The organism is Kribbella sp. NPDC050124 (assembly GCF_044460355.1).
Taxonomy (GTDB): domain Bacteria; phylum Actinomycetota; class Actinomycetes; order Propionibacteriales; family Kribbellaceae; genus Kribbella.
In genome coordinates this window covers 167,292-193,478 of record NZ_JBITJU010000006.1, presented here as the reverse complement: position 1 = coordinate 193,478, position 26,187 = coordinate 167,292, and the positions used below count along the sequence as shown (strand labels likewise).

Below are 26,187 nucleotides of genomic sequence, written 5' to 3'. Positions count from 1 at the left end.
AACCGCCAGATCGGAGCAACGGATGGCGTCAGCCCAGCGGACGCGCCCGGAGGCGCTGCTGTCGTTCACCGAGGCCGTGTTGCGCGCGGAAGGTGTGCCCGGGCCCGACGCGCACCTCCTGGCGGACACCCTGGTCATGGCCGAGCTGTGGGGGCACGCGTCCCACGGCATGCTCCGACTGCCCTGGTACGTCGCCCGCCTCCGCAGCGGCGCGATGGAGCGAGTCACCCGGACCGAGCGCGTCCGTGACACCGGCGCGCTGGCGGTGCTCGACGGCGGCAACGGCATCGGCCAGGTGATCACCGACCAGGCTGTGGACCTCGGCATCCAACGGGCCCGCGAGTACGGCGTGAGCGCGATCGGCATCCGGAATTCGGGCCACTTCGGCACCGCGGCGTACTTCACCCGCAAGGCCGCCCACGAGGGCTGTGTCGCCTTCCTCTGCACGAACGCCAGCCCGGCGATGGCGCCGTGGGGCGGCCGGCAGAAGAGCGTGGGCACCAATCCGTGGTCGATCGCAGCGCCCGCCGGACGGCACGGGACGGTCGTGATGGACCTGGCCAACACCGCGGTTGCCCGCGGCAAGGTCTATCTCGCCGCCGAGCGCGGGACCGAGATCCCCGAGGGCTGGGCGGCCGACTCGGACGGCAACCCGACCACCGACCCACGGAGCGCGATCGAGGGCCTGATCCTGCCGATGGCCGGGCCGAAGGGCTACGTGATCTCGTTCATGTTCGACGTACTCGCGGGCGTCCTGACCGGCAGCGCCTTCGGCGGCGACGTCGCCGGGCCGTATCAGCCGGATGCACCCAGCGGAGTCGGGCACCTGCTGCTCACGATCGACGTCGCCGCAATGGGTGATCCGGCGGCGTACGCCGAACGGGTCGAGGCCCTGGTCGACGCGACCCGATCGGCCGAGACCGCCGCTTGGGCGGACCGGATCCTGGTCCCGGGCGAGCTCGAAGACCAGAACCTGGCCGCCAACGCCGTCGCCGGCATCGCCTTGACCGCCACCACCTGGACCAGCCTGGTCACCCTCGCCGCCGAGACCCAGGTCGACCTGCCACCCACGGAGGAACTCGCAGCATGATCAGCCTCACCGTCTCCCTCCAGGTGGTTCCTGGACATCTCGACAAGTTCGTCGACGCGATCCGGACCCAGGCCGAGCGCTCGTTCAGCGACGAGCCGGGTTGTCTGTACTTCGACGTCAGCCAGGACCAGGCCGACGACCACCACTTCACGCTGTACGAGGTGTACGTCGACGACGCCGCCGTCGAGGCACATCGCGCGGCCCCGCACTTCAAGGTCTGGCGGGAGGCCGTCGCCGCGCACGTCGTACCGGGCAGCCAGGCCAACACCCTGGCCAACCGCCTCATTCACCACTCTTCTGAGGACAACCACAATGAATGAGCGAAGCGAATTCATCATCAAGCACAGCACCGTTCGCGCCTCATCCGCGCCCGGAGCGAAGCGAGGACGTGGATGAGCTTGCTGATCCGTCCGGGCGAGGTCGAGCCGTTCGACCGTGGCAACGGGGTCGTCACGCTGCCCTACGTCGGCCGCTGGAACTCCGAGACCAACCGGATCACCACCGGGCAGACCGTGTTCGCGCCGGGCACCGGGCTGCCGCTGCACAGCCACAACGTCGAGGAGTCGGTGCTCATCCTCGAAGGGGACGCGGTCGCGGTGATCGACGGCGAGGAGTTCGACCTGGTCGCCGGTGACGCGACCTGGGTCCCAGCTGGCGTCCCGCACCGGTTCTACAACCGCAGCACCACCCCGATGCGGATCTACTGGGTGTACGGCGGCCGCGAAGTGACCCGGACGATGACCGCGACCGGCGAGACGTTCGAGCACCTGTCGGAGAACGACCGCGGTGGGTTGAGCGCCCGATGATCACGACGATCAATCCCGCCAACGGGAAGACACTGGCGACGTACGGCGCGATGACGCCGACCGAGCTCGAGCAGGTCGTCGTACAGGCCGCCGCGGCTGCTGCCGAGTGGGGAGCTGTGCCGGTCTCTGATCGCTTGGCAGTGTTGACGCGGCTTGCTGCCGAGCTTCGGGCGGCTGACGGCTTGGCGGACCTGATCACCGCCGAGATGGGCAAGCCGATCCGCGAGGCTGAGGGGGAGATCGAGAAGTCGGCCGTCACCGCGGAGTACTACGCGGCGCACGGTACGGCGATCCTCGCCGACGAACCGGTGTCGATCGACGGCGTGCGGGCGTGGGTGTCGTACGAGCCGATCGGGCTGGTGCTCGCGGTGATGCCGTGGAACTTCCCGGTCTGGCAGGTGCTGCGGTTCGCCGTACCGACGCTTGCCGCTGGCAACGGTGTGCTGCTGAAGCACTCGCCGAACGTGACCGGGTCCGCGCTGGCGATCGAGGCGGTCTTCCGCGCGGCCGGGTTCCCGGAGCACTTGGTCCGCACGTTGGTGGTGGAGGAGGCCGACGTACCGGAGACGATCGAGCGGCTGATCGCGGACGACCGGATCGCGGCGGTCACGTTGACGGGCAGCAACCGGGCGGGAGCCGCGGTGGGTGCGGCCGCCGGGCGGGTGTCGAAAAAGTCCGTGCTCGAGTTGGGTGGCTCGGACGCGTTCGTCGTACTGGCTGATGCGGATATCGGAGCAGCCGCCGCCGCGGCCGTGCGGGCTCGGTTCACGAACTCTGGCCAGAGCTGCGTGTGCGCGAAGCGGTTCATCGTCGAGGCGGCGGTGGCGGACGAGTTCATCGAGCGGTTCGTGGTCGGGGTGAAAGGGCTCGCGGTCGGGGATCCGACGGATCGCTCGGTCGCAGTCGGGCCGTTGGCGCGCGACGATCTGCGGGCCGCGTTGCAGCGGCAGGTGGAGGCGTCGGTCGCGGCTGGGGCAGTGCTGGTTGCGGGTGGCCGGAGCGTTGTCGGGCCTGGGTACTTCTTCGAGCCGACGGTGCTGACGGGGACTGCGCCGGGCATGCCGGCGTTCGACGAGGAGACGTTCGGTCCGGTCGCCGCGGTGACAGTGGCTCGCGACGCCGATCATGCGGCCGAGTTGGCCGGGGCGACGCAGTACGGGCTGGGGTTGAGCATCTGGACGGGCGACCCCGAGCGCGGCGTCTGGCTTGCGAAGCGGATCACCTCTGGCGCCGCCTTCGTCAACGCGGTCGTGGCCTCCGACCCGCGGGTGCCGTTCGGCGGGACCAAGCGGAGCGGGTACGGGCGTGAACTGGCCGCGGTCGGCCTTCGCGAGTTCACCAACACCCGCACGTACTGGGTGGCTTGAGACGGGGAGGCGGGCCCGCTCGCGGGCACCCTACGATAGGAAGGGTGAGCGAGATCATCGAGCTGGCCCGCCGGGCGCGCGAGGCGTCGTACGCGCTGGCGGAGGCCTCCCGGGCGACCAAGGACGCGGCGCTGCACGCGATGGCGGCGGCGTTGCGCGCGAATACGGACACGATCGTCGCGGCGAACGCGAAGGACGTGGCGGCCGCCCGCGAGGCCGGTACGCCGGAGTCCACGGTCGACCGCCTGGCGCTGAACCCGGCACGCGTGGACGGGATGGCCGCCGGGCTCGAGCAGCTCGCCGGGCTGACCGACCCGGTCGGTGAGGTCGTCCGCGGCTACATGCTGCCGAACGGGCTCGAGCTCCGTCAGGTTCGGGTGCCGTTCGGCGTGGTCGGGATCATCTACGAGGCCCGCCCGAACGTGACCGCCGACGCGGCCGGCATCTGTCTGAAGTCGGGCAACGCGGTGCTGCTGCGCGGTTCGTCGTCGGCCGCCGCGTCCAACGAGGCGATCGTCGCCGTACTGCGGGAGGCTGCCTCGGAAGCCGGTCTGCCGGCCGATGTGGTGCAGGGCGTGCCGACGGACCGGGCAGCGGTGAAGGAGCTCATGCAGGCGCGCGGACTGGTCGACGTACTGATCCCTCGTGGCGGCGCCGGCCTGATCCAGACCGTGGTGTCCGAGTCGACCGTGCCGGTGATCGAGACCGGGGTCGGCAACTGCCATGTCTACGTGGATTCCGAGGCAGATCTCGATCTCGCGTTGACGATCCTGCTGAACGCCAAGACCCAGCGGCCGAGTGTGTGCAACGCGGCTGAGTCGTTGCTGGTGCACTCTTCGGTGGCCCCTGAGTTCTTGGCGCGGGCGCTGCCGGCGCTGGCCGAGGCGGGCGTGACCGTGCACGGTGATCCGGCGGTGGTTGCTGCTGGCAAGGATGTGGTCGCGGCGACCGAGGAGGACTTCGGAGTCGAGTACAACTCGCTCGACCTGTCGGCCGCCGTGGTCGACTCGCTGGAGGCGGCGGTGCAGCACATCCGCCGGTACAGCTCCGGCCACACCGACGCCATCATCACCCGCTCGCAGGCCGCGGCCCGCCGGTTCGTCGCCGCGGTCGACTCGGCGGCGGTGGTGGTCAACGCCAGCACCCGCTTCACCGACGGCGGGGAGTTCGGGTTCGGCGCCGAGATCGGCATCTCCACCCAGAAACTGCACGCCCGCGGCCCGATGGGTCTCCCGGAGATGACGTCGACCAAGTACGTCGTCATCGGCGAGGGTCAGATCAGGACCTGAACCGACCGGCTGCGGATGACGGGCGGCTCGGGCGAGACGATCGCCAGAGCCGCCGAGTAGCCAGGATCCACGGTCAGCTCGATCACCTGCATCCCCGTCGGGACACCGGTGATCGTTCGTAGATCCTCGCGGAGCCCGGCGCCGGTCGCCTTCACGACCGCCTCCTTCCGCGTCCAGTACGTGGTGAACGCCCGGGCGCGGTCGTCGTGGCGCGACAGCGCCTCGAGCTCCTCCTCCGCGAGGCTCAGCCTCGCGACCCCGTCGACGTCGAGCGCCGGGTCGATCTTCTCCACATCGAGGCCGACCGGGCGATCGCTCACCGCGACCCCGACCAGGTCGCCGGAGTGCGTCACGGACAACTCGACGCCGTCGGCCCGCACCTTGCCATGCGGCTTCCCGCAGTCCGGGCAGGTCCGGTCGAGGGAGATGCTTGCTGCCGGCAACGCGAGCCGGCGCGCGAGCACCCGCCGTACGATCGTGCACCCGAGCAGGAACCGCGCCTTGTCCTGTGGCTGCACGTAAGCCTGGTGGCGTTGACGTTCGACCGGATCCAGATCGCCGATGAACTCCGCTCGCACCTGCCCGATCCGCCCCCACCAGACCTCGACCTCCGTCATACCGGCCCGGGTTTCCACGTCAGGGCGCCGTTGTGCAGATCGTCGACGATCGACACGATCCAGCGCACCTCGGCCTCGGCGATCGCCTTCAGGTACTCGGTTTCCAGCAACGCCCAGCGCGGCACCGGCTCCCCGTCGTTCTCGGCGCCCAGATCCGCGTCGTAGTCCCGGATCCGTTGCTGCAGCCGCTCCCGGCGTTCGGCGAGCAATTCGCCGGCTGTCTCCGGCGGCAGCAGCATCACGAACGACAGGGCCGCCGGGAACTCGGGGAACTCGTTGCGTGGCGTGGTGATGATCTCGGTCAGCCACTGCCGGCAGACAGTCCGCCCTTCCTCGGTCAGGTGGTACGTCGTCCGCTCCGGATAGCGCTCGTCCCGCTCGGTCGCGCCGACCGCGATCAGTCCGCCGTCCTCGAGTCGGTCGATCATCCGGTACAGGCTGGTCCGCTGGCCGACGTTCACGACCTGGTCCTTGCCCCACTGCTTGATCAGCCGCTGCATTCCGTACGGGTGCAGCGGGCCGTTCTCGAGCAGACCGAGGATCGCGAGCGCGAGCGGGGAACGGCGGTGGGTCATGGACTCAGCCTACGTGTTCCAGATACTAGTTGCAATGTAACTAGATCCTGTGTGACTATCGAGCCATGATGACAACTGAGCTGACACAGGGCGCGGTGGAATCCCGCGACGGCACCCGGATCGGGTACTGGAAGACCGGCCGCGGTCCCGCGGTCGTGCTGGTGCACGGCAGCATGGAGTCCGGACGCAGCCACACGCTGCTGGCTGAGGCGCTGGCCGACGACTTCACCGTGTACCTGCCGGACCGGCGTGGGCGCGGGTTGTCCGGTCCACACCGGGCTGACCACTCCGCGCGTACCGAGGTGGAAGACCTCGATGCGGTGCTGGCCGAGGCCGACGCCACGATGGCGTTCGGTGTGAGCGCCGGGGGAGCGGTGGTGATGGAGGCGGCGCGGACCTCGCCGGCGCTGCACAAGGTGGCGGTCTACGAGCCTGCGCTGGTCGCGGACGGCGCTGCGCATCGGGTCTGGCTGGCTCGCTTCGATGAGGAGATCGCCCGCGGCGACCTCCCGGGCGCGATGGTGACGAGCATGTTCGGGCTGCAGATGGCGCCGGCGTTCCTGAAGGTGTTCCCGCGGCGGATGCTGGTGCGGATGACCGAGAAGATGCTGCTCAAGGAGGAGCGAGGCGCCGCTGCCGACACGGTCACCATGCGCCAGCTGGCTCCGACGATCCACCAGGAAGGCGTGATCATCGCCGAGCTGGCCGGCAGCTTCGACAAGATGCGGGCGGTCGACGCGGACGTCCTGCTGATGGGTGGCAGCAAGGGACTGCCGATACTCAGGCCGGGTCGAGACACGCTGGAGAAGGTGCTGCCGCACTGCCGGCGGCTCGAGTTCGACGGCCTCGACCACGGTTCGTCCAGCGATCCCGGCGGGGTCAATCCGCGCGGAAGTGCTCAGGCGGTCGGCAGGATTGCGGCCGAGGTCAAGGCGTTCTTCGAGCAGTCGTGAAGGCCCACTCGACGGCTCCGGCGATGTCGGTGACCGGGTACTTCACTGCCTGTACGACGCGATCCGGCCCGACTACGAGGACGACACGCTTCAACCGCTCGTACCCGCCGGCGCGGAAGGTCGGCAACCGGAGCGCGGCGGCCAACTCCAGGTCCTGGTCGGACAGCAGTGCGTGCGGGATCTCCTCCGATGCCGCGAACGCGCGCTGTTCGTCCGGGCGCTGGGTGCTGACGCCGCGGATCGCGATCCGTTGTGCGGCGAAGTCGTCGTACCGGGCTCCGAAGAGGCGGTTCTCCAGGGTGCAGCCGCTGGCGCCGGCGATCTCGCTCCAGCCGTCCGGCAACGGGGTCGGGCGGCCGGTCGCGGGGTAGCCGAAGAGCACGGTTGCGTGGGTGTCTGCGTCGACCACGTCGAGCGTCGTACCGGATGTGGAGGGCAACTCGATCTTGGGGATGCGTTGGCCCTCGAGTTGATGGATCCGGTGCGCGGGCGGCTCGTCGTCCTGGTTGGTGCCGGTGAGTGAGCCGTCGCCGAGCAGCCAGCGGTCTCCCCAGTCCTGGAGCGCGACCAGCACCGGGAGCAGGGCGCGGCCGCGTGGGGTGAGCCGGTAGGCGTAGCGGGTGGGGCGGTCCTGGTACGGCGACCGCTCGACGATCCCGCTGTCGAGCAGGCCGGTCAGTCGCTCGGTCAGCACCTTGCGGGAGATGTGCAGCGACTCCGCGAGCTGGTCGAAGCGATCGACACCGCGGGCCAGGTCGCGGACGATCAGCAGCTCCCAGCCGTCGCCGATCACGCGGAGGGACTGCGCGATCGCACAGTCCGCCTCGGGTTCGAAACTGCTTCGACGCACCACGAGCTCCAGGTTAGAGTAAGTTCCTGTCGGGAACTCACTCTACCTGTGTTCGTACCTGGGGGTGTCATGTACTGGCGACGGATCGCGGACCTGCCGGGCTGGCTCAAGGCGGTGATGGTCGGGCAGTTGGTGAGCTCGGCGGGGGCGCTGGCCTGGATCTACCTGACGCTCTACCTGGTCGAGGATCGCGGGATGTCCGCGCAGGAGGCCGGCTTCGCGGCGGCGGCGTACGGGGTCGGTCTGCTCGGTGGGAACCTGGGCGGCGGCTGGTTCGGCGACCGCTTCGGATTGCGAAGCGCAGCCGTGGCCAGTCAACTCCTGTGGGCCGTCAGTTGTGCGGCGATGCCCCTCGTCCCGACTGCGGCGCTCGCTCTGGTCGCTGTGTTGGCCGGGCTGTTCGGCGGAGCGAGCCGGCCCAACCTCAGTGCGCTGGTCGCGACCGCGCTGCCTGACGATCGACGGCGGGAGGGCATCGCTCTCTCGCGTACGGCGAGCAACGCGGGCTTCACCATCGGACCGCCGTTGGGCGGGCTGCTGGCGGCGTACGACTTCTCGCTGGTCTTCGTGCTCGATGCGGTGTCGAGTCTGGTGCTGGCCGCGGTCGTCTGGCGGTTCGTCCCGGGTGGTCGGCGTACGGCGGGGGTCACGTCGTCCGGGATGTGGCGGGTGCTGCTGCGGGATCGCGCGGTGTTGGTGCTGTTGGCAACGATCGTGGTGGTCGACACGGTGTATCGGCAAGTGTTCGCCACCATGCCGCTGCTGTTGCGGGACGCCGGTTCGCCTGCGGTCGCTTACGGCGTGCTGATCGGCCTGAGTTCGGTCGTGATCGTGTGCTGTGAGGCGCCGCTCGCCGTACGGCTGCGCGGTCATCGGGCGCTGCGTGTGATCGCGGTCGGGTTCGGGTTGGTGGGAGTCGGTCTGGCGGTGCTCGGGGTGTGGCCGGCGCTGGGCGGGGCGACTGTCGCGATCGTGGTGATAACGGCGGGGGAGATGCTCTACAAGCCGACTGCCACCGCGCATGTCGCCGACGCCGCGCCGGACGGGATGGTCGGGCGGTATTCGAGTCTGTACGCCGCCGCGTCGATCAGTGGGATGTTTCTCGCGCCGGCGCTCGGTGGGTCGGCGTACGAGCATGCACCGGGGCTGCTCTTCCCGGTCGCAGCCGCGCTGGCGCTCGCGGCGGGCGCCGTACTAGTCCTGCTCGGGGAGCGGCGCGGGGCGGCCCTCCCAGCGGGTCGAGAGGACGACCGTCGTGCGGGTGCGGACCACGCCGTTGACGCGGCGCAGTGAGCCGACCACCGCCTCCAGGTGGGTGACGTCGGGCACCCGGACCTTCACGACGAGCTCCTGATCGCCGGCGACGAACCAGCAGTCCTCGACCGCGGCGATCTCGCGGACCTGGTCGACGATGTCGTCGGTCTCCACGTCGTCGCGCTGGAACAGGCCGATCAGCGCGCTGGTGCCGAGCCCGACCTGCTCCGGCGCGACCATGGCGCGGTAGCCGAGCAGCACGCCGCGTTCCTCGAGCCGGCGGACCCGTTCCTGGACGCTCGGGCCGGACAGACCGACCACGCGACCGAGCTCGGCCCAGCTGGAGCGGCCGTTCGCCCGGAGTGCCTCGAGCAGCTGCCGGTCGATTGCGTCCATCGGCGTCAACCTCCCCCTTTGCCACAGATTCGTAGGTCTGCGGCCTAGCCTACCTTTAATTCGTTTGTACGCCCTGGGTTAACGGCATAGAATGTGTGGTATCGGGATTCGTTCGTCCCGCTACCGTCCTACCTACCCAGTGAAGGAATCATGATCACCCCCGAAGTTGCTCGTGCCCACATCGACGAGCTGCACCGCGTCGCCGCGCAGCGCCGGCGCGCCGCCGCCGTACCGTCTGCCTGGCGCCGGCGACTGACCCGTTACATCCGCCACAGCTGACCCTCCCTCCGCGCGACCGGTGCCCCGCCCGGGTGCCCGGTCGCGCTCGTCTGTGCGATCACGAGATAGGCTCTGCGTCATGCAAACGCACCTCCTGCCGCTGCTGGCGGCCGTCGAAGAGGCCGCTCCCGAGGCTTCGCACATCTCGCCGTGGTGGTACGGCGGGTTCTCGCTGTTCGTCCTGCTCCTGCTGCTCGCGATCACGGTCATCATGGGCAAGGGCCGGCCGCACAGCTGAGCGGCTGGACGAAGGGCTGACGTGGCTTCTGCGGAGCGGGTACGGCGCCTCGGGGTGATGGGCGGCACGTTCGACCCGATCCACCACGGGCACCTGGTCGCGGCCAGCGAGGTGCAGTCGTACTTCGACCTGGACGAGGTGATCTTCGTCCCGACCGGCCAGCCGTGGCAGAAGTCCGAGCGGAAGGTCTCGCCCGCCGAGGACCGCTACCTGATGACGGTGATCGCCACCGCCTCGAACCCACGGTTCTCGGTCAGCCGGGTCGACATCGACCGGCCGGGACCGACGTACACGATCGACACCCTGCGCGACCTGTCCAAGCTGTACCCGGACGCCGAGCTGTTCTTCATCACCGGCGCCGACGCGCTCGCCCAGATCCTCACCTGGCGCGACGTGGACGAGACGTTCAAGCTGGCCCAGTTCGTCGGCTGCACCCGGCCCGGGACCGAGAGCCTCGAGCTGCCGCTGGACAAGCTGCCGATGGACCGGATCACGCTGCTCGAAGTGCCGGCGCTGGCGATCTCGTCGACCGAGTGCCGGCAACGGGTCGCGAAGGGGAACCCGACCTGGTACCTGGTGCCGGACGGGATCGTGCAGTACATCGCCAAGCGTGAGCTCTACACCAACCGTTAGAAGGAACCAGATGCCAGCCAGCGAACGTGCCATCGAGCTGCTCACCGCAGCCGCCGAGGCGGCCCACGACAAGAAGGCCGAGAACGTGCTCGCCTTCGACGTCTCCGAACAGCTCGCCATCACTGACGCCTTCCTGGTCGCGTCCGCCTCCAACGACCGCCAGGTCCGCGCCATCGTCGACGCCGTCGAGGAGAAGCTCCGGGTCGACTTCGACGCCAAGCCGGTCCGCCGCGAGGGCGCCCGCGAAGGCCGCTGGGTGCTGCTCGACTACCTCGAGATCGTCATCCACGTCCAGCACTCCGAGGAGCGCAGCTTCTACTCCCTCGAGCGACTCTGGCGCGACTGCCCCACGATCCCGCTGCCCGCGCCCGTTCCGGGACCCGCCGCCGAATGACCGCCGGTCGACTGATCGTCTGGCGCCACGGCCGGACCGAGTGGAACCTGCAGGACAAGATCCAGGGCCAGGCCGACATCCCCCTCGACGAGGTCGGCATCTCCCAGGCCCGCTCCGCCGCCGCCCGCCTGGCCTCGCTCGCCCCGACCCGGCTCTTCGCCAGCGACCTCCAGCGCGCCGCCGAAACCGCCGGCGAACTCGCCGCGCTGACCGGCCTCAAAATCGAGTACGACGAGGCCCTCCGCGAGATCGACGTCGACGACTGGGCCGGCATGACGATGGCCGAGCTCGCCGCCATCCACCCCGAAGCCGCCGCCCGCATCCGCGCTGGCGAACCCCAGCGCCGCGGCACCGCCGGCGAAACCGTCGAAGAAGTCGCGCTGCGCTTCTCCGAGGCCCTGGGTCGGATCGCCGCGCAGGGCTTCTCCGAAGACACCGTCGTCGTCGCCACCCACGGCCTCGCCGCCCGCGTCGGCATCTGCGTCTTCCTCGGCATCCCACCCGCCCACTGGCCCGCCTTCGGCGGCCTCGCCAACTGCAACTGGGTCTCCCTGCTCCCGAGCCGCAACCAGCGCTGGCGCATCGAAGAATGGAACGCCGGCTCCCTCCCCGAACCAGTAATGAGCGACGACCCCCAACGCTGAACGACCTGCAGACGCCCAAAGGACACCGCTCCGCGGCGGCTGTTCCTTTGGCCGGCTCCGCCGGCGTGCGCGAACTGGTGACCCGGACCAGCGCAATCGGCGAGGGCCCGATGCGCGGCTTGCGGCGTCGCCGAGTCGTCGAATTCGGTTCGCTGGCGAGTGGATCTGCAACCAAGATCGACGACTCGGCGAACTGACCTCCGGTCGGATGGCGCCGTGGCCGGGACGGGGACGCGGGAGGTGGCTGCTCGCCGGAGAGGTCTGTGGATGGTGGGGCGGGTGTGGTCAAGGACACGTCGCGGCGGTGTGCCTCGCTGCCGTTGAGTGGCTGACGCAGACTGGCGTCCGCCGTACCCCAGCAGGGCTTGCGAGGCGTGCTGGGGAACGGTGACTGAAGGCAACATTGATGCTTCGGCGGCCGCCTCCGGAGCCTGCGCGCGCAGGGGCTTATCCGATTTTTCTTTGGAGGCACTCATCCGCTAAACTTCCGGAGTCGCAAGACACCGCGGGGCTTTGGCGCAGTTGGTAGCGCGCTTCCATGGCATGGAAGAGGTCAGGGGTTCGAATCCCCTAAGCTCCACCGCAGGTCAGAGGCCGGTTTCCCCTCGGGAGACCGGCCTGTTGCACTACCTGAGTGTCTATCGATTCGGGCGGCAATTCGTCTATCGGGCCGAGTCGGTTCTGGGCCGATCATGTCAACCGACCCCGACCCGCGGCCGTCGCATGACCGCCCAAGCGGCGTTCAGCTGGCATTCCTCGACTCAGCTCGGTGAAGCAGTTCCTCGCGTTGTGAGATGCGTGTGGCGGCCGGCAGACGCCACATGGTGTAGGCGGCGGCCATGAGCTGTGCGGCCCGGCTGGGTAGCACGCGGCCGTATCCCGTACCGAAGCCCGGCGCGGCGAGCCTCGTGACTGTGTTGGTCGCCGGATGACGGCCGATGGCCAAGAGGGCGGCCCAGAAAGCGTCGTGCACGGCGATGTCCATCCCGCCTGACAGCGGCATCGGCACGCGCATGGTCGGTGCATAGATGAGCCAACGGCAGGGCTCATCGCCAGTGGGGACGACACTCGCTGCCCCGACCGGTTGGTAGCCGTGATATTCGTCAGCCACCGCTGCCCAGACCGACCTCTGAACATCGGGCCAGTACCCGGCGAGTGCTCGATCGACCCCGCCGTCCATCTGTCCGTAGCTGTTTCCTGCCGTCAGTACGGCGTCGACGTCGGGTAGCACGTCCAGCAACGATCCTTGCTGCACCTCGATGACACCCTCGTCGATCTGCGTGGCGAAGACATCGTGCCAGGCTGAGACGAGATCGGCGTCGAGGTCGACAAGGAGCAAGTGAGGCGGCGTCATGCCGACGTCTCGCGGGTGGAATCGTGCCTCGCTTGCGTTGATGATGTGCCGGGACTCGCGTCAGGGTCTCGGCTGGTGTTGACGACTCCGATGCGTACTTCATAGAACATGCGCCGACGTTACGACAGGCCTCCACTCTCCGGTTGCGTGGTGTTGCCGTCAACGGGTGTTGCGAGATGTTGCGACAGCTTCCCCGGGTTGCTTGTTCGAACGATGTTCCCTTTGGCCTGCGGGGTCCTGCACACCAGGACTGGCTACTCTTCAGGCGTGCGTATGTGCATCGGGTACTGAATGAGTCCCAACAACTGGACCATGGGCACGGACAGCTCCTCCGCGGAGCTGTCCGTGCCGCCTGGCCGCACGGTCGTCGCCGAGATCGCCTCGACGGGCGCCATCGCCTACGCGCCAAGGACACTTCGACTGCTTCTGAGTCAATCTGGTCTTGCGGTACGCGAGTTTGACCGTCTGCTTTGGCTGGAGACTGATCGGTTATCCGCGTTCACGGGCGCCGATGGCCAAGTCATGGTCGTTCGGCACGAGGGCGAAACCACCCTCGTGCCTCGTGATACCGGCACGGAGGCGAGAGCGCTCGCGAGTCTCGGTGCACTCCGTGCCTGGCTTGACGCTCGCAGCCAGTCGGATTCACCGGTTCCGACAGCGCCCTATCTTGGTCGCCCCTCGGACTCACTCACGCTGCACACACAAGACGGACGGTCGACAACCATCACCCGCGACCGTGAAACAGGCATCATCCTGGCGGCCCGTGGCCGGTCACTCCAGGGAACCTTTGAACTGCGGATGACGTCGGTCGAGATCACTCAATCGACGCCTGAGCAGTTCGCCCCAATCTGACCTCGGGGACCCGATACCTTCGGCTGGACGTAGGGGCCCGGGCGGGCACTACTCGTCCCGCACCATCGGCCAAATCGGGCCGTGACGCTGCGGCCCACTCAGACTGAGAGGGCCAGACTAGGGGGTTGGGGCAGTCGCCTTGGCTGCTGAAGGGGGATCGTTGTGGACGAGGACGCAGGTCTTATCGTCGCCGTGGTTCATGACTACTTTGAGGGCTGGTTTGACGGGGATGTTGCGCGGATGGGGCGGGCGTTGCACCGGGATCTGGTCAAGCGGTCGGCTGGGGAGGATCGGGGGGCCGCGCTTTCGTTTGTGACGGCTGAGCAGATGATTGGGTGGACGGGGGAGGGCGAGGGAGTGCAGGTCGCCAGTGGGCTTGCTGACCGGGCGATTGAGGTCGAGGTGCTCGACGTGAGGCGCGATATCGCTTCGGTGGTTGTGCGTTCTGAGCCGTACTACGAGTACCTTCACCTGGTCCGTACCCGCGATGGTTGGAAGATTGCGAACGCGCTCTGGTGCACACCTTGATGCTGGTTCAGATGTCTGGGGTTCCTGGTGCTGGGAAGTCGACGATTGCGCGGGCGATGGCGCGTAGCAAGCAGTTCTCGGTTCTCGATGTCGACGTGGTCAAGAGCGCATTGCTGGACACCGGGATCAGCCTCGACCAGATCGGTCCGGCGAGTTATCGGACCACCCTGGCTCTTGCCGGGGAGCTGCTCGGCATGTCCCGCTCGGTGATCATCGACAGTCCCTGCCAGTACGACGAGTTGCTCGAGAGCGGTCAGCGTCTGGCCGAACGGCACCAGGCCGCGTACCGCTACGTCGAATGCTTCGCCGACGACTTTCCGCTCCTGGATCGGCGGCTCCGAGAGCGGCGACCCATGCGCAGCCAGCGGCCATCCATTGGTACGCCGCCAGTCGACTTTCCCGATCACGGCGACGACGGCGCAGTCGGTTTCCGGGACTGGAAGAACCGGGCGAAGCGCCCGGAGAACGGCTACCTGCGCTTGGACACCTCACGGCCGGTCGACCTCTGCATCCAGGAAGCGATCGCCTTCCTCGACGGCGGCAGCGCGTGACGAGGTCCGCTCTCACTGGCGGCTTGTTGTGCCGCTGGCGTGCTGTAGAGCCTGTTGCAAAATGGATTTGGGGCTCTCTGTCCACACCAACACGCCGCGACTTTTCTCGCCGATCGGCCGTCCGCGCTCCACTCAGACAGTGAATTCGGGGTCGATCGGCGCACTGTCCCCACTGAGCTCGATCGGTCGGTGATTCTGCAACAGGCTCTGTAACCCGGCAGTGGTGACGTAACCCGCTAGCGAGGCGGGCCTGGCCAGGGAGGGCGGCGGTGGGAGATTCTTACCGGGGGTTGTCGATCTGGGGGCCGCTCGTTCGACCTGTGGGTGCGCGGGCCGAGAGGCGGTCCCGCCGGACGAGGAGAGCGCGATGTCGAAGTACATGCTGATCATGCGGGGCACCGACGAGTCGAACGCAGCCATGATGGCTTCGATCGACGAGATGATGGCCACGACCCGCCAGTACATCGAGGACCTGTTCAAGGCCGGCGTCTACGTCGCGGCCGAAGGACTGGACGATCCGAGCCAGAGCGTCGTGGTCGACTTCAGCGGCGAGGTCCCGGTCGTCACGGACGGGCCGTACGGCGAGACCAAGGAACTGTTCGGGGGCTACTTCCTGATCGATGTCGCCTCGAAGCAGGAGGCGGTCGAGTGGGCCAAGCGGGTGCCGGCAGCCCCCGGGTCCAAGATCGAGGTCCGCCGGGTGCCCGAGGAGGACGAGGTCCCGCAGGTCGACGGGACGTTCGTCAAGGAAGGGGACGTGCGCGAGAGCACCGGCCAGATCTGATGGATGCGGCCGACGTCGAAGCCGTCTGGCGGATCGAGTCGGCGCGGATCGTCGCCACGTTGACCCGGTTCACCGGCGATTTCGGGCTGGCCGAGGATGCCGCCCAGGAGGCGGTGGCCGAGGCGCTGGTGTCGTGGCCGCGCATTGCTCCGAACGATCCGGCCGGCTGGCTGATGGCCACGGCGCGGCGGCGGGCGATCGACGCGATCCGCCGCCGTACCGCTCTGCGGGACCGGTACGCCCTGCTGGCGGCCGACCCGGTGGTCGACGAGGACGTCGACCCGGACCGGATCGACGACGACATTCTGGCGCTGATGTTCGTCAGCTGCCACCCGGTGCTGTCGCCCGAGGCCCGGGTGGCGCTGACGCTGCGCGTGGTCGGCGGCCTGTCCAGCGAACAGATCGCCCGCGCGTTCCTGGTACCCGTACCGACCGTGCAGGCCCGCATCACCCGGGCGAAGAAGACGATCGCGGCGGCCGGGGTGCCGTTCGAGCTGCCGCCGGCCGACGAGCGCCGGCAACGGCTGGGCGGCGTGCTCAGCGTCATCTACGTGATCTTCACCGAGGGGTCGACGGCCACGTCGGGCGACCTGCTGGTGCGCACCGGCGTCGCGTACGAAGCGATCCGGCTGGCCCGCACGCTGGCCGCGCTGCAGCCGGACGAGCCGGAGGTGCACGGTCTGCTTGCGCTGTGCGAGCTGACAGCTGCGCGCTTCCCGGCCCGGACCGGCCCGGACGGTTCGCCGATCCTGCTGGAGGACCAGGACCGGCAGCGGTGGGACTACTCGGCGGTCCACCGTGGGCTGGCCGCCCTGACCAAGGCATCGGCTCGCGGGCTCGGCCCGTACGGTCTGCAGGCTGCGATCGCCGCCGTACATGCAACGGCGCCGTCGGTGGATGCTACGAACTGGGACCGGATCGTGGTGCTCTACGAGGCGCTCGGCCGGGTCGCGCCCTCGCCGGTGGTCGAGCTCAACCGCGCCGTCGCCGTCGCCATGGCCTCGGGACCTGCACAGGCCCTGGCGATTGTCGACGAGCTGATCGCCTTGGACCGGCTTCCCGGTTCGCACTTGGTCCCGACCGTACGCGGAGAGCTGCTCGCCCGCCTCGGTCGCCGACCCGAGGCCCGCGCCGAGCTGGAACTGGCCGCCCGCCTATGCGCCAACCAACGCGAACGCTCAGTCCTCCTACGCAAGGCAGCCGCCCTGGACTGACGGATCTGGAGAATTCTGGCGGTGGGGTGTCGGAATCGGGGGATGGGGTTCGTTGCGGGGGTGAGAGGCGGTCGGTGCAGACCGTCGGGATGAGGAGTGATTCGATGTCGAAGTACTTGATCTCGTTTGAGAAGGGGGCGATGGATCACATCGCCGAGGAGGACTTCCAGCAGGTGTGGGACGACTCGCATGCGGTGGTTCGGGCGGCCAAGGACGCCGGCGTGTACGTCTTCGCCGGCGGGTTCCGGTACGACGACGGCGACGCGGACCCGGCCGTGGTTGCCGTCGACGGGATGGTCACCGACGGTCCGTACCCGGAGAGCAAGGAGCTCATCGGCGGCGTCATGATCGTCGACGTACCCACCCGCGATGAGGCCTTGGCCTGGGCCGCGAAGATCGGAGCCGCCTGCCGCTGCGCCCAAGACGTCCGCAAGTTCTTGGACAACCCGGAGTCCTGATGCGAGTGGCGCCCATTCCCTTGCCAGGAAGGGAATGGGCGCCGGCCAGCGGTCAAGCCGGGGCGTAGTGGGGGCGACCGGCGGGGTGGTAGGTGTGGATGGTGATGCCCTGGGGGGTGGGGTGGGTGTTGACGAGGGTCAGGGCTGTGTCGGGGCCGGTGGTGGGGAAGAGGCGGGTGCCTTGGCCTACGACGACGGGGTAGGTGAGGAGGGTCAGTTCGTCGACCAGGTTGTTGGCGAGCAGCCAGCGGACGAGGTTGCCGCTGCCGTGGACCTGGACCTCGCCGCTCAGGTCGCGAATCGCGGTGGCGAGGTCTCCGGAGAGGACGGTCGTACCGGCCCACTGCGGGTCGGTGAGGGTGGTCGAGGCGACGTACTTGGGGCGGGAGTTCAGCGCCGAGCCGATCGGGCTGGTGCTCGGGTCGTCCATCACGCCCCAGGACCCGGCGAAGATCTCGTAGGTGCGGCGGCCGAACAGGAACGCGTCGGCGCGCTGGTAGACCTCGCCGAGGTACTCCTCGGCCTCGCCTTCGAACAGCGGCAGCGCCCAGCCGCCGCGCTCGAATCCACCGCGGCGGTCCTCGTTCGGCCCGCCGAGGCCCTGGATCACGCCATCGACGGAGACGTTGGTGACGGTCGTCAGTCTCATGGTCGTAGTTCCCTTCGAGTTGAGCTTGTCAACTCTGCTACGAACCCGAGTACCCCAATCCGACATCAGGTCAGGCGCTGCGGACGATGATGTCGCCGCCGTGGCTGCGGGCGCGGAGCTTGACAGTACGGCGCGACTCCGCAGGGGCCTCCACATAGTCGAACACCCGGCCGGCGGTGGTCCGCGCGTCCAGCTGGACGGCGGTGCCCTGCGGGACGGTCACCTCGACCTCGCCGGTGGCGGTGTACAGGTCGACGACCCCGCTGCCGACCTCGCGGACCCGGACGTCGCCGATGGCGGTCCGGGCGTCGACCGCGGCCCGCGCCACGTCGACGGTGATGTGGCCGTTGGCCGAGCTCACTCGCAGTTCGCCGGCCACCTCGCCGACCCAGCTGTCACCGCCGATGTTCTTGAGTACGGCGCCACCGTCGACCCTGCGGATCCGGATCTCCCGGTTCCCCCGGACTTCGGCCCGGCCGCGCACGTGGTCCACGACGACCCGGCCACCGCTGGTCTTGAGCTCCACGCTGCCGGCCTGCTCGACCCGGATGTCGCCGGTCGGCGTCTTCAGCCGGCACGAGCCGACCACGCCCTCGACGACATAGTCGCCCTTCGCGGTGTCACCTTGTACGTCGGACCCGGCCGGCAGTTCCACCACGACCTCCACGGAGCCGTACCTCTTGGCCAGCACCGTCCGCAGCTTCGGGTGCTTGACCACGAGCTTCCCGTCGGCGTACTCGATGACGGCCTGCTCGGCGGCCTTGACGTCCAGCTCCCAGGTCGGGTCGACCGGGCGGACCTCGACCACGGTGTCGGCGCGGTCGCCGGCGGTGAACCGGATGTTGCCGAAGATGATGTCGACGGTCGCGGAGATCGGTGCGGGAGTCTCGAACGTAGCCATGGCAGTACCTTCCTGAGGCGTCGGGTGGATGTCGTCCACGGCACCTACGGTCGCCCGCCGTACTGACACCGCCCAGCCACTGCCCTGACGCGGCCCAGCGCGTGTCAGACCCCGTGTCAGGACGGTGTCAGCGGGGTGTCTGGGCGGCCGCTGACAGTACTCACATGACAAGTTCAGCGATCACGGCCTCCGGTCTCCGGAAGGCTTACCAAGACAAAGTCGTGCTCGACGGCATCGACCTGGAGGTCCCCGCGGGGACGATCTTCTCGCTCCTCGGCCCGAACGGCGCCGGCAAGACCACGACCGTGAACGTGCTGACCACGCTGCTGAAGGCCGACGGCGGGGCGGTCAAGGTCGCCGGGTACGACGTCGCGACCGACGCCAAGGCGGTCCGCGCGGCGATCGGCGTCACCGGTCAGTTCGCGGCAGTGGACGAGCTGCTGACCGGCCAGGAGAACCTGCAGTTGATGGTCGACCTGAGCCCGGTGCCGACCAAGGACGGCAAGCGGATCGTCGCCGAGCTGCTGGAGCGCTTCGACCTGGTCGAGTCGGCCCAGAAGCCCGCGTCGACGTACTCCGGCGGTATGCGCCGCAAGCTCGACCTGGCGATGACCCTGGTCGGCAACCCCCGGATCATCTTCCTGGACGAGCCGACGACCGGTCTGGACCCGCGCAGCCGGCGCACGATGTGGACGATCATCCGCGAGCTCGTGGCCGACGGCGTCACCATTTTCCTCACCACGCAGTACCTGGACGAGGCCGATCAGCTCGCCGACAAGGTCGCGGTGCTCGACCAGGGCCGGATTGTTGCCCAGGGCACCCCTGACGAGCTCAAGCGGCAGATCCCCGGGACGCACGTCCGGTTCCGGTTCACCACGCTCGAGGAGCTCGACAAGGCCGCGGTGATCTTCGCCGACTCCACCCGCGACGACGACGCGCTGACCCTGCGGGTGCCCAGCGACGGCGGCACGAAGTCGGTGCGCGGGCTGCTCGACCGGCTCGACGAGTACGCGCTCAGCGCCGAAGAGTTCTCCGTCCACACTCCTGATCTCGATGACGTCTTCCTCGCCCTGACGGGCCACACCACGGAGGTGGTAGCGAAATGAAGTCCAAGTCGACGGTGATGTTGCGCCGCAACCTCAAGCACATCGCCCGGAACCCGACCACGGTGTTCAACGCGGTCCTGATGCCGATCGTGGTCATGCTGATGTTCGTGTACGTGTTCGGTGACGCGTTCAGCGTCGGGGTCGACTACGTCGACTACGCGACACCGGGCCTGCTCCTGCTGGCCGTTTGCTACGGGCTCGGGTCCGTGGCGGTGTCGGTGAACTCCGACGCGACCAAGGGCATCATCAACCGGTTCAAGGTGATGGACGTCCCGCGCAGCGCGGTGCTGACCGGCCACGTGGTCGCCAGCGTGCTGACCAACCTGCTTGCCGTCGCGGCCCTGATCGGAGTCGCCTTCCTGCTCGGATTCAGCCCGTCGGCGAGCTTCCTCGACTGGCTGGGCGTGATCGGTCTCGTCGTACTGCTCAGCTTCGCGGCCGGTTGGCTCACGATCGCCATGGGGCTGTCTGCGAAGTCGCCGGAGACGGCGGGTCTGGCCTCGCTGCCGCTGGTGATGCTGCCGTTCTTCAGCAGCGCGATCTCACCGACGGACAAGATGGGTCCGGGTGTCCGGCAGTTCGCCGAGTACCAGCCCTTCACGCCGATCATCGAGACCCTGCGCGGGCTGTTGAACGGCGCCACGGCTGCCGGTGACGTGATCCCCGCCCTCGCCTGGTGCGTCGGCATCGCGCTGGTCGGCTACCTGTGGGCGAACTCCACGTTCACGAAGCGAGCGTGACCTCCGCCAGCTCCGGCCAGCTCGCCTGTGTCCCTTCCCGCGTCGCCTCGGTGAACCCCACGTCACCGAGGCGACGTCGCGTTTCCTCCTCGATCCGGGACGCGTCCGGATGGGACCGATCCGGCAGGCCCCGTACGCCGGCGCTCGCCGCGAGCAGCCGGGCGGCCTGCTCGTACTGTTCGTTGCGCAGGGCAAGGTCCGCGATCCCGACGAGCATCGTGGCGATCCCGGTCGGGTGCCCCGACTCGGAGGCCGCCTGAAAAGCGGCGACGCGGTGCTCGCGGGACTCGGCCGGATCTTCGGCCAAGTAGCCGAGCAGGTCGTGCCGCATCGCGCGGAGGTTGGGTCGCTCGGCCTCGTTGCCCAGCAACGCTGTCGCGACGCCGAGCTGTCGGCGGGCCTCCTCGCGGTCGCCGCTCCAGCGCGCGAGTTCTGCTTTGCACAACGCCAGCTCGATCAGCGCTTCAGGCCAGGCGACCCGTTCGGCGCACCGCTGCGCCTCGGCGATCGCGTCCGCGCTCGACTTCTCGTCGCCCAGCAGCCAGTACAGCTGCGCCTGCCGCGACCGCATCCGTACGACGTCCTCGATGGCGCCGGCCTCTGTCACGACCTTGATCGCCTGGTCGTAGTACTCGCACGCGGCCGCGAACTGACCACGTACGGCGATCCGGTCAGCCAGCTCGGTGAGGGCGAACGACATCCCCCACCGTTCGCCGAGCGCACGGAACTCGGCGAGGGCCTCCTCGAGATAGATGTCCGCCTGCCGCTCGCCGGAGCCGAGCAAGATCCGCATCTTGCCGAGCTGCAGCCGGGCCAGCGCCCGGACCCAGGGGTCCTCGTCGGCGAGCAACGGCTCGAACGCGGTCAGGAACGCGTCCGGTCCTTGCAAGAGCTGCTCGAGGGTGGCGGACATGCGCACTGCCGGGTGCGAGATCTTGGCACGCTGGCTGAGCGCGTGCGCCTTCCGGATCCACTCCTCGGCCTGGAACTGGTCCCGTCCCCGCCCCGAGGTCATGAACCCCGTGATGAACGTGTACACCAGGGCCTGGATGTCTTCGGGCACCTCACCGGGTACGGCGGTGGCCGCCATGAGCAGCTCGTTGCCCTCCACCTTGTGCCCAGCGAGCCACCAGTACCAGCCGGACCACGCGGCGAGCCCCATCGCCCCGGCCGCGTCCTCGGCCGCGAGTGCAGCGCGCATCGCAGCAGCGATGTTGTCGTGCTCGACCTCGAGCGCCGCAAGCCATTCCAGTTGCTCGGCGCGGCGCAGGTGCGGCTCCGCCGTCTTCGCGAGCTCGGTGAAGTAGGCGAGATGGGTACGGCGGGTCAGCTCCGACTCACCCGCCTCCTCCAGACGCTGCTCGGCGTACTCCTTGATTGTGCCGAGCATCCGGTAGCGCGGCGCCCCCTGGCCCACGGTGACCACCAGCGACTTCTCGGTCAACGCGGTCAGGAACTCCAGCACCTCCCACGACTCGACCGCACCGCCCGCGCAGACCTGCTCGGCCGCCTCCAGGCTGGCGCCGCCGGCGAACACCGAGAGCCTGCGCAGGACCATCCGCTCGGGCTCGCTGAGCAGCTCCCAGCTCCAGTCGACCACTGCACGCAGCGTGCGGTGGCGCGGCAACGCCGTACGACTGCCACCGGTCAGCAACCGGAAGCGGTCGTCGAGCCGATGGGCGAGCTGATCGAGCGACATGGTGCGCAGCCTGGCCGCGGCGAGCTCGATCGCGAGCGGCATCCCGTCCAGCGCCCGGCAGATGCGGGCCATGGTCGCCATCGTGGCGGCGTCGGATGTGAGGTCGTTGCGCACTGCGGCGGCTCGGTCCTGCAGCAGCCGGACCGCCGGCGAGTCGCCGGGATCGGCGCCCTCGGCGGGCAGGACCAGCGGGGCGACGGGCCAGAGCGCCTCGCCGGTGATGCCGAGCGGTTCGCGGCTTGTTGCGAGGATCCGTAGCCGCCGGCACTCGCCGAGCACCCGGTGGGCGAAGGCCGCGGCCGACTCGACCACGTGCTCGCAGTTGTCCAGGACCAGCAGCATCTCCCGCTCGCGGACTGCGGCGATGAACCGATCCACCGGCTCTGCGTCCGGGGCCTCGCCGACCAGCGCATCGCGCAGCCGGAGTGCGTCGAGCGCCGCCTGCGCCACGTCACCGTCGGCGCCGATCGCCGCGAGCTCGACCAGCCAGACTCCGTCAGGCAGGTCGCCGAGCAGTTGGCGCGCGGTCTCAGTGGCCATCCTGGTCTTGCCCGAGCCGCCAGGCCCGATCAGGGTGGTGAGCCGGTGTTCGGACATGAGGTCGCGGACCGCGGCGACATCGCTTTCCTTGCCGATGTAGGAGGTCAGCTCCTCGCGGAGGTTGGTCTGTCGCTTCTCCTCCCGGCGTACCAACTCGCCTCGCAGCAGCGCAACGTGCAGAGCGGACAGCTCCGGGGAGGGGTCGACACCCAGCTCGTCGGCCAGGGTCTCTCTCGTACGCTCGTACACCAGCAGCGCCTCGGTGTCGCGGCCGCTTGCGACGAGGGCACGCATCAACGCGGCAACGAGCCGCTCCCGGACCGGATGCGCGGCGACCAGGTCGGTCAACTCGGTGACCAGCTCTGCACCGTGGCCGAGGCTGACCTCCGCGTCGTACCGATCCTCCATGGCGGCCAGGCGGAGCCGCTCGAGCCGGGTGACCGCCGCGTCGAACGCCGCACTCTCCTCGAGACCGACGTCCTGCAGGGCCGTGCCACGCCACAAGGCGAGCGCCTCGCGCAGCCGCCGTACCCCTTGGGAATCCTCGTCGTTGCGGGCCTGGGTGACCAGGCGCTCGAACCGGACCGCGTCGACGGCGTCGGGCTCCACCTTCAAGCGGTAGCCGTCCGGAAGCCCCTCGACCACACCCGGCGGGAGCACCTTCCGCAGTCGGGAAACCAGGCGTTGCAGGGCATTCGCCGCGTCCGAGGGCGGCTGCTCGCCCCAGATCCAGTCGACGAGCGTCGCCTTCGGGACCACCCGGCCCGGCTCGAGCGCGAGGGCGGCCAGCAGCCCACGGAGCCGCGCGCCCGGCACGTCGGCGAGAACGCCGTCGTCCGTGCGAACCTCGAACGATCCCAGCATCCCGATCTGCACCCGGCTGATTGTGCCATCAGGGTTGGCGCACCCGGCACGGCACGTGGAACGGCCACGCCGAGCTCGGCGGCTCGGCGTGGCCGGGGATTACTTGCAGAAGGCCGCCTTCAGGAGCTTGGTGAGTGCGGGAGGGAACGCCGTCGCCGGGTCGATCGGTGCGTCGCCCATCGTGATGCCGGCGGTCAGGGTCCGGCTGCCGTCGGCGTTGCTGTACATCAGCGCGCCGTACCCGGCGGGCGGGCTGCCGTTGTGCTGGTACACGACGCCGCCGCAGTCCGGACCCAGATCCTGCACCCACAGTCCGAAGCCGTAACCGTACGGACCGTACGGCGTGCGCATCTCGGTCAGCAGCGGCTCCGGCACGAGCTTGCCGCGCATCAGCGCGCTGATGAAGGTCTGCAGATCCTGCGTGGTCGAGAGCATGTCACCGGCACCCGCCAGCAGGGAGAGGTTCTGCCGGCTGACGTCGACGACCTTCCACTCGCCGTCGACCTGGTAGCGGTAGTAGCCGTGGGCGTGCGGACCGGGGAGCTGCGACCGGTTGCCTGGTACGACGGTGTGCTTCAGCCCGAGTGGTCGGATGATCCGCCGCTGCACCTCGTTGGCGTAGGAGTGGCCCGTGACCTTCTCGATCACCAACAGCGCGAGCGTGTAGTTGGTGTTGGCGTAGCGCTGTTCCGCGCCCGGCGCGAACACCGGCGGCTTCGACAACGCCAGCCGCACCAGTTCCTCGGGCTGGTAGTTGTGGAACCGGTTGTCCACCCACTCCTGGCCCTGGATCGGGATCCCTGGCGAGAAGGTCCCGTCGTAGTAGTCGCCGGTGTAGTTGAACAACCCGCTGGTGTGCTGCAGCAGCATCCGCGTGGTGATCCGCCGGTCGACTCCGAGCTTGGGCAGGTAGTCGGCCACCGGGTGCTCGTCGTGCAGCCGCAACTGGATCCCACCGAACCCGGCATCCACGAACTCCTGCAGAGCCTGCTGCAGCTCAGGAGCCTGAGACGCCGCGGCTTTCTGCGTCGCCGTACTGTCGGCGGTCGCCACCCCGGGCGCGGCCACTCCGACCAGCACCGTGGCTGCCAGCGCAGCCACTGCCAATCAGTCACCGCCCCCGACACGGCGGTTGGATCAGCTGACGGCCTTCTTCACCAGGGCGGTGATCCGCTTCTCGACGGCCGGGGTCAGCTTGGTGAGGGCGTAGGCGGTGGGCCACATGTCGCCGTCGTCGAGGTTGGCGGGGTCGTTGAAGCCGAACGTGGAGTAGCGCGACTTGAACTTGCCGGCGCTTTGGAAGAAGCACACGTTCTTGCCGTCCTTGTAGTACGCGGGCATCCCGTACCAGAGCTTCGGCGACAACTCGGGCGCCGCGTCCTTGATCAGCTCATGGATCCGCTCCGCCATCGCCTGCTCGTGCTCCGGCAGCTCGGCGATCTTCTCCCGTACGGCGGCCTCCTCGTTCGCCTTGCCGCGGGCGGCCTTGAGCTCCCGGGCGCGCTGCTTCATCGCGTCCCGCTCGTCTTCGGTGAACCCGTCGTACGACTTGGCCTTGGAGGTCGAGCGTTTGGTCGCCATCAGAGTGCTCCTTGATCGGATCGAAACGAACACCTTCAGCCTAAGAATCCAGCTGCCACCGGCGCTTCTCGAAAACTGATCGATCCGGTCGCCGGCGGGCTTAGTGTGGAGGTGGGGCCTGGGGGAGGTCTACGGGGAGGGGTTGGTTGCCGTGGGTGCGCTGGAGGCTACGGTCCGGGACGTCATGGGGGCTTTCGACCGGCAGGAGTACGACGGGATCCTGCGGCTCGCGATGCCGGACGCGCAGGGGGTGGACGAGATCGCGCGGCGGTGGTTGCGGGACGCGGACGAGGTCGAGGCGTACTTCAAGCAGTTGGAGGGCGCGGTCGACGATGTGAGCTCGACGCTGTCCGACGTACGGGAGGACGACTGGGGTGACGTCGGGCTGGTGACGTGCTGGCTCGAGCAGGACTACACCCTGAACGGCGAACCGCAACACGTCTCGGCCCCGTCGTCATTCGTCCTGCGCCGCCTCGACGGCGAGTGGCGAATCGCCCTGATCCACACAGTCCCACTACCCGAGGAGGGGTGAACCATGTCCAAGGACGACGTGGCGAGGGTCGACGATCGGACAATCGCGGCCTGGAGTGATCACGATCTGGACGGAATCCTGGCGATGCTGGGCGAGAAGTTCGTCTGGTCCGACGTCAGCCTGCCGGAGCCGATGCACAGCCTGGACGAGGTGCGGGCTTACGTGCGGGGCTGGTTCGAGGCGTTTCCGGACCTGGGATTGCGGCAGACCAATCGGGTACTGGCCGACGACGCGGTGGCGGGGGAGCTGGTGTTCACCGGAACGAACACTGGGCCGCTCGTTGCGGCCGGCAATCAGATTCCAGCGACCGGCCGAAGCGTGATCGGCCGCGGCGCGTACTTCGCCCGGTTCCAAGGGGACAAGGTGATCGAGTTCAGCGCCTACCCCGACCTGGCCGGCATGATGACACAACTCGGCCTGATGCCGGGCGCGGAGGGCTCGGCATAGGG

Annotated in this window: 32 protein-coding genes and 1 tRNA gene; 23 read left to right on the top strand and 10 right to left on the bottom strand. The window is 68.8% G+C overall.

Annotation, left to right across the window (positions count from 1 at the left end; genetic code table 11):
• Positions 1 to 22: 22 nt before the first annotated feature.
• The 5 genes from ACIBL3_RS17310 to ACIBL3_RS17290 all read left to right on the top strand — a co-directional run bounded on the left by ACIBL3_RS17310 (position 23) and on the right by ACIBL3_RS17290 (position 4,552).
• Positions 23 to 1,090 (top strand): Ldh family oxidoreductase, encoded by a 1,068-nt coding sequence (locus ACIBL3_RS17310; RefSeq protein WP_396354382.1) that lies wholly within the window; start codon positions 23 to 25, stop codon positions 1,088 to 1,090.
• Positions 1,087 to 1,410: a putative quinol monooxygenase gene (locus tag ACIBL3_RS17305; protein ID WP_396354381.1), complete on the top strand. Its 324-nt coding sequence runs from the start codon at positions 1,087 to 1,089 to the stop codon at positions 1,408 to 1,410. Before ACIBL3_RS17310 ends, ACIBL3_RS17305 begins: the two co-directional genes overlap by 4 nt.
• A 72-nt stretch (positions 1,411 to 1,482) precedes the next feature.
• On the top strand, positions 1,483 to 1,896 hold the full coding sequence (locus ACIBL3_RS17300) for a cupin domain-containing protein (protein ID WP_396354380.1): 414 nt from the start codon (positions 1,483 to 1,485) through the stop codon (positions 1,894 to 1,896).
• Positions 1,893 to 3,263 (top strand): aldehyde dehydrogenase family protein, encoded by a 1,371-nt coding sequence (locus ACIBL3_RS17295; protein ID WP_396354379.1) that lies wholly within the window; start codon positions 1,893 to 1,895, stop codon positions 3,261 to 3,263. The genes ACIBL3_RS17300 and ACIBL3_RS17295 overlap by 4 nt, the downstream gene beginning before the upstream one ends.
• Before the next feature lie 44 nt (positions 3,264 to 3,307).
• The gene (locus ACIBL3_RS17290) at positions 3,308 to 4,552 is read left to right on the top strand and encodes a glutamate-5-semialdehyde dehydrogenase (RefSeq protein WP_396354378.1); all 1,245 of its coding nucleotides are present in this window, start codon (positions 3,308 to 3,310) and stop codon (positions 4,550 to 4,552) included.
• Here ACIBL3_RS17290 and ACIBL3_RS17285 read toward each other — a convergent pair.
• Entirely contained in the window at positions 4,537 to 5,169 is a 633-nt protein-coding gene (locus tag ACIBL3_RS17285) for a 4'-phosphopantetheinyl transferase family protein (protein WP_396354377.1), read from the bottom strand. The genes ACIBL3_RS17290 and ACIBL3_RS17285 overlap by 16 nt on opposite strands.
• Entirely contained in the window at positions 5,166 to 5,744 is a 579-nt protein-coding gene (locus tag ACIBL3_RS17280) for a helix-turn-helix transcriptional regulator (protein ID WP_396354376.1), read from the bottom strand. The genes ACIBL3_RS17285 and ACIBL3_RS17280 overlap by 4 nt, the downstream gene beginning before the upstream one ends.
• A gap of 65 nt (positions 5,745 to 5,809) precedes the next feature.
• Between ACIBL3_RS17280 and ACIBL3_RS17275 the strand changes: the two genes are divergently transcribed.
• The gene (locus tag ACIBL3_RS17275; RefSeq protein WP_396354375.1) at positions 5,810 to 6,697 is read left to right on the top strand and encodes an alpha/beta fold hydrolase; all 888 of its coding nucleotides are present in this window, start codon (positions 5,810 to 5,812) and stop codon (positions 6,695 to 6,697) included.
• Here ACIBL3_RS17275 and ACIBL3_RS17270 read toward each other — a convergent pair.
• Entirely contained in the window at positions 6,672 to 7,550 is an 879-nt protein-coding gene (locus ACIBL3_RS17270) for a winged helix-turn-helix transcriptional regulator (RefSeq protein WP_396354374.1), read from the bottom strand. The genes ACIBL3_RS17275 and ACIBL3_RS17270 overlap by 26 nt on opposite strands.
• 66 nt (positions 7,551 to 7,616) lie before the next feature.
• Between ACIBL3_RS17270 and ACIBL3_RS17265 the strand changes: the two genes are divergently transcribed.
• On the top strand, positions 7,617 to 8,840 hold the full coding sequence (locus tag ACIBL3_RS17265) for an MFS transporter (RefSeq protein WP_396354373.1): 1,224 nt from the start codon (positions 7,617 to 7,619) through the stop codon (positions 8,838 to 8,840).
• On the opposite strand, the gene ACIBL3_RS17260 is transcribed toward ACIBL3_RS17265, so the two are convergent.
• Positions 8,742 to 9,197, bottom strand: coding sequence for an Lrp/AsnC family transcriptional regulator (locus ACIBL3_RS17260; protein ID WP_396354372.1), 456 nt, complete (start codon positions 9,195 to 9,197; stop codon positions 8,742 to 8,744). The two genes, ACIBL3_RS17265 and ACIBL3_RS17260, sit on opposite strands and share 99 nt — an antisense overlap.
• Positions 9,198 to 9,347: 150 nt before the next feature.
• Between ACIBL3_RS17260 and ACIBL3_RS17255 the strand changes: the two genes are divergently transcribed.
• The 6 genes from ACIBL3_RS17255 to ACIBL3_RS17230 all read left to right on the top strand — a co-directional run bounded on the left by ACIBL3_RS17255 (position 9,348) and on the right by ACIBL3_RS17230 (position 11,965).
• The gene (locus tag ACIBL3_RS17255; protein WP_396354371.1) at positions 9,348 to 9,476 is read left to right on the top strand and encodes a hypothetical protein; all 129 of its coding nucleotides are present in this window, start codon (positions 9,348 to 9,350) and stop codon (positions 9,474 to 9,476) included.
• Between the two features lie 79 nt (positions 9,477 to 9,555).
• Entirely contained in the window at positions 9,556 to 9,714 is a 159-nt protein-coding gene (locus ACIBL3_RS17250; protein ID WP_396354370.1) for a hypothetical protein, read from the top strand.
• Between the two features lie 57 nt (positions 9,715 to 9,771).
• On the top strand, positions 9,772 to 10,347 hold the full coding sequence (gene nadD, locus ACIBL3_RS17245; RefSeq protein WP_396354543.1) for a nicotinate-nucleotide adenylyltransferase: 576 nt from the start codon (positions 9,772 to 9,774) through the stop codon (positions 10,345 to 10,347).
• Positions 10,348 to 10,357: 10 nt separating this feature from the next.
• The gene (gene rsfS, locus ACIBL3_RS17240; protein ID WP_396354369.1) at positions 10,358 to 10,741 is read left to right on the top strand and encodes a ribosome silencing factor; all 384 of its coding nucleotides are present in this window, start codon (positions 10,358 to 10,360) and stop codon (positions 10,739 to 10,741) included.
• Positions 10,738 to 11,385 carry a histidine phosphatase family protein gene (locus ACIBL3_RS17235; RefSeq protein ID WP_396354368.1) on the top strand — a complete coding sequence of 216 codons (648 nt, stop codon included), beginning with the start codon at positions 10,738 to 10,740 and terminating at the stop codon, positions 11,383 to 11,385. The genes rsfS and ACIBL3_RS17235 overlap by 4 nt, the downstream gene beginning before the upstream one ends.
• 507 nt (positions 11,386 to 11,892) lie before the next feature.
• A tRNA-Ala gene (locus ACIBL3_RS17230) sits at positions 11,893 to 11,965 on the top strand.
• Between the two features lie 162 nt (positions 11,966 to 12,127).
• Here the strand turns inward: ACIBL3_RS17230 and ACIBL3_RS17225 are convergent.
• Positions 12,128 to 12,724: a macro domain-containing protein gene (locus tag ACIBL3_RS17225; RefSeq protein ID WP_396354367.1), complete on the bottom strand. Its 597-nt coding sequence runs from the start codon at positions 12,722 to 12,724 to the stop codon at positions 12,128 to 12,130.
• Between the two features lie 327 nt (positions 12,725 to 13,051).
• On the opposite strand from ACIBL3_RS17225, the gene ACIBL3_RS17220 reads away from it, so the two are divergent.
• The 6 genes from ACIBL3_RS17220 to ACIBL3_RS17195 all read left to right on the top strand — a co-directional run bounded on the left by ACIBL3_RS17220 (position 13,052) and on the right by ACIBL3_RS17195 (position 17,126).
• Positions 13,052 to 13,591 (top strand): hypothetical protein, encoded by a 540-nt coding sequence (locus ACIBL3_RS17220; RefSeq protein ID WP_396354366.1) that lies wholly within the window; start codon positions 13,052 to 13,054, stop codon positions 13,589 to 13,591.
• A 162-nt stretch (positions 13,592 to 13,753) separates the two neighbouring features.
• Positions 13,754 to 14,119 (top strand): nuclear transport factor 2 family protein, encoded by a 366-nt coding sequence (locus ACIBL3_RS17215; RefSeq protein WP_396354365.1) that lies wholly within the window; start codon positions 13,754 to 13,756, stop codon positions 14,117 to 14,119.
• Positions 14,120 to 14,130: 11 nt separating this feature from the next.
• Positions 14,131 to 14,670 carry an AAA family ATPase gene (locus ACIBL3_RS17210; protein WP_396354364.1) on the top strand — a complete coding sequence of 180 codons (540 nt, stop codon included), beginning with the start codon at positions 14,131 to 14,133 and terminating at the stop codon, positions 14,668 to 14,670.
• A gap of 367 nt (positions 14,671 to 15,037) precedes the next feature.
• Positions 15,038 to 15,454, top strand: coding sequence for a YciI family protein (locus ACIBL3_RS17205; protein WP_396354363.1), 417 nt, complete (start codon positions 15,038 to 15,040; stop codon positions 15,452 to 15,454).
• Positions 15,454 to 16,668, top strand: coding sequence for an RNA polymerase sigma factor (locus ACIBL3_RS17200; RefSeq protein WP_396354362.1), 1,215 nt, complete (start codon positions 15,454 to 15,456; stop codon positions 16,666 to 16,668). Before ACIBL3_RS17205 ends, ACIBL3_RS17200 begins: the two co-directional genes overlap by 1 nt.
• Before the next feature lie 104 nt (positions 16,669 to 16,772).
• Complete coding sequence (locus tag ACIBL3_RS17195) at positions 16,773 to 17,126, top strand: YciI family protein (RefSeq protein ID WP_396354361.1); 354 nt, start codon at positions 16,773 to 16,775, stop codon at positions 17,124 to 17,126.
• A 52-nt stretch (positions 17,127 to 17,178) separates the two neighbouring features.
• Here the strand turns inward: ACIBL3_RS17195 and ACIBL3_RS17190 are convergent, their stop codons facing one another.
• Entirely contained in the window at positions 17,179 to 17,775 is a 597-nt protein-coding gene (locus tag ACIBL3_RS17190; protein WP_396354360.1) for a dihydrofolate reductase family protein, read from the bottom strand.
• Between the two features lie 70 nt (positions 17,776 to 17,845).
• Positions 17,846 to 18,676 (bottom strand): DUF4097 family beta strand repeat-containing protein, encoded by an 831-nt coding sequence (locus tag ACIBL3_RS17185; protein ID WP_396354359.1) that lies wholly within the window; start codon positions 18,674 to 18,676, stop codon positions 17,846 to 17,848.
• A gap of 164 nt (positions 18,677 to 18,840) precedes the next feature.
• Between ACIBL3_RS17185 and ACIBL3_RS17180 the strand changes: the two genes are divergently transcribed.
• Entirely contained in the window at positions 18,841 to 19,782 is a 942-nt protein-coding gene (locus ACIBL3_RS17180) for an ATP-binding cassette domain-containing protein (protein ID WP_396354358.1), read from the top strand.
• Positions 19,779 to 20,522: an ABC transporter permease gene (locus ACIBL3_RS17175; protein ID WP_396354357.1), complete on the top strand. Its 744-nt coding sequence runs from the start codon at positions 19,779 to 19,781 to the stop codon at positions 20,520 to 20,522. Before ACIBL3_RS17180 ends, ACIBL3_RS17175 begins: the two co-directional genes overlap by 4 nt.
• Here the strand turns inward: ACIBL3_RS17175 and ACIBL3_RS17170 are convergent.
• The 3 genes from ACIBL3_RS17170 to ACIBL3_RS17160 form a co-directional block, all read right to left on the bottom strand.
• Positions 20,506 to 23,637, bottom strand: coding sequence for a BTAD domain-containing putative transcriptional regulator (locus ACIBL3_RS17170; RefSeq protein WP_396354356.1), 3,132 nt, complete (start codon positions 23,635 to 23,637; stop codon positions 20,506 to 20,508). The two genes, ACIBL3_RS17175 and ACIBL3_RS17170, sit on opposite strands and share 17 nt — an antisense overlap.
• A gap of 87 nt (positions 23,638 to 23,724) precedes the next feature.
• The gene (locus ACIBL3_RS17165; protein WP_396354355.1) at positions 23,725 to 24,726 is read right to left on the bottom strand and encodes a serine hydrolase domain-containing protein; all 1,002 of its coding nucleotides are present in this window, start codon (positions 24,724 to 24,726) and stop codon (positions 23,725 to 23,727) included.
• 36 nt (positions 24,727 to 24,762) lie between these two features.
• Complete coding sequence (locus tag ACIBL3_RS17160) at positions 24,763 to 25,206, bottom strand: iron chaperone (protein WP_396354354.1); 444 nt, start codon at positions 25,204 to 25,206, stop codon at positions 24,763 to 24,765.
• A gap of 103 nt (positions 25,207 to 25,309) precedes the next feature.
• Here ACIBL3_RS17160 and ACIBL3_RS17155 point away from each other — a divergent pair, with 103 nt between their 5' ends.
• Positions 25,310 to 25,738, top strand: a complete 429-nt coding sequence (locus tag ACIBL3_RS17155) for a YybH family protein (protein ID WP_396354353.1) — start codon at positions 25,310 to 25,312, stop codon at positions 25,736 to 25,738.
• 3 nt (positions 25,739 to 25,741) lie between these two features.
• Positions 25,742 to 26,185 carry an ester cyclase gene (locus ACIBL3_RS17150; RefSeq protein ID WP_396354352.1) on the top strand — a complete coding sequence of 148 codons (444 nt, stop codon included), beginning with the start codon at positions 25,742 to 25,744 and terminating at the stop codon, positions 26,183 to 26,185.
• Positions 26,186 to 26,187 lie beyond the last annotated feature (2 nt).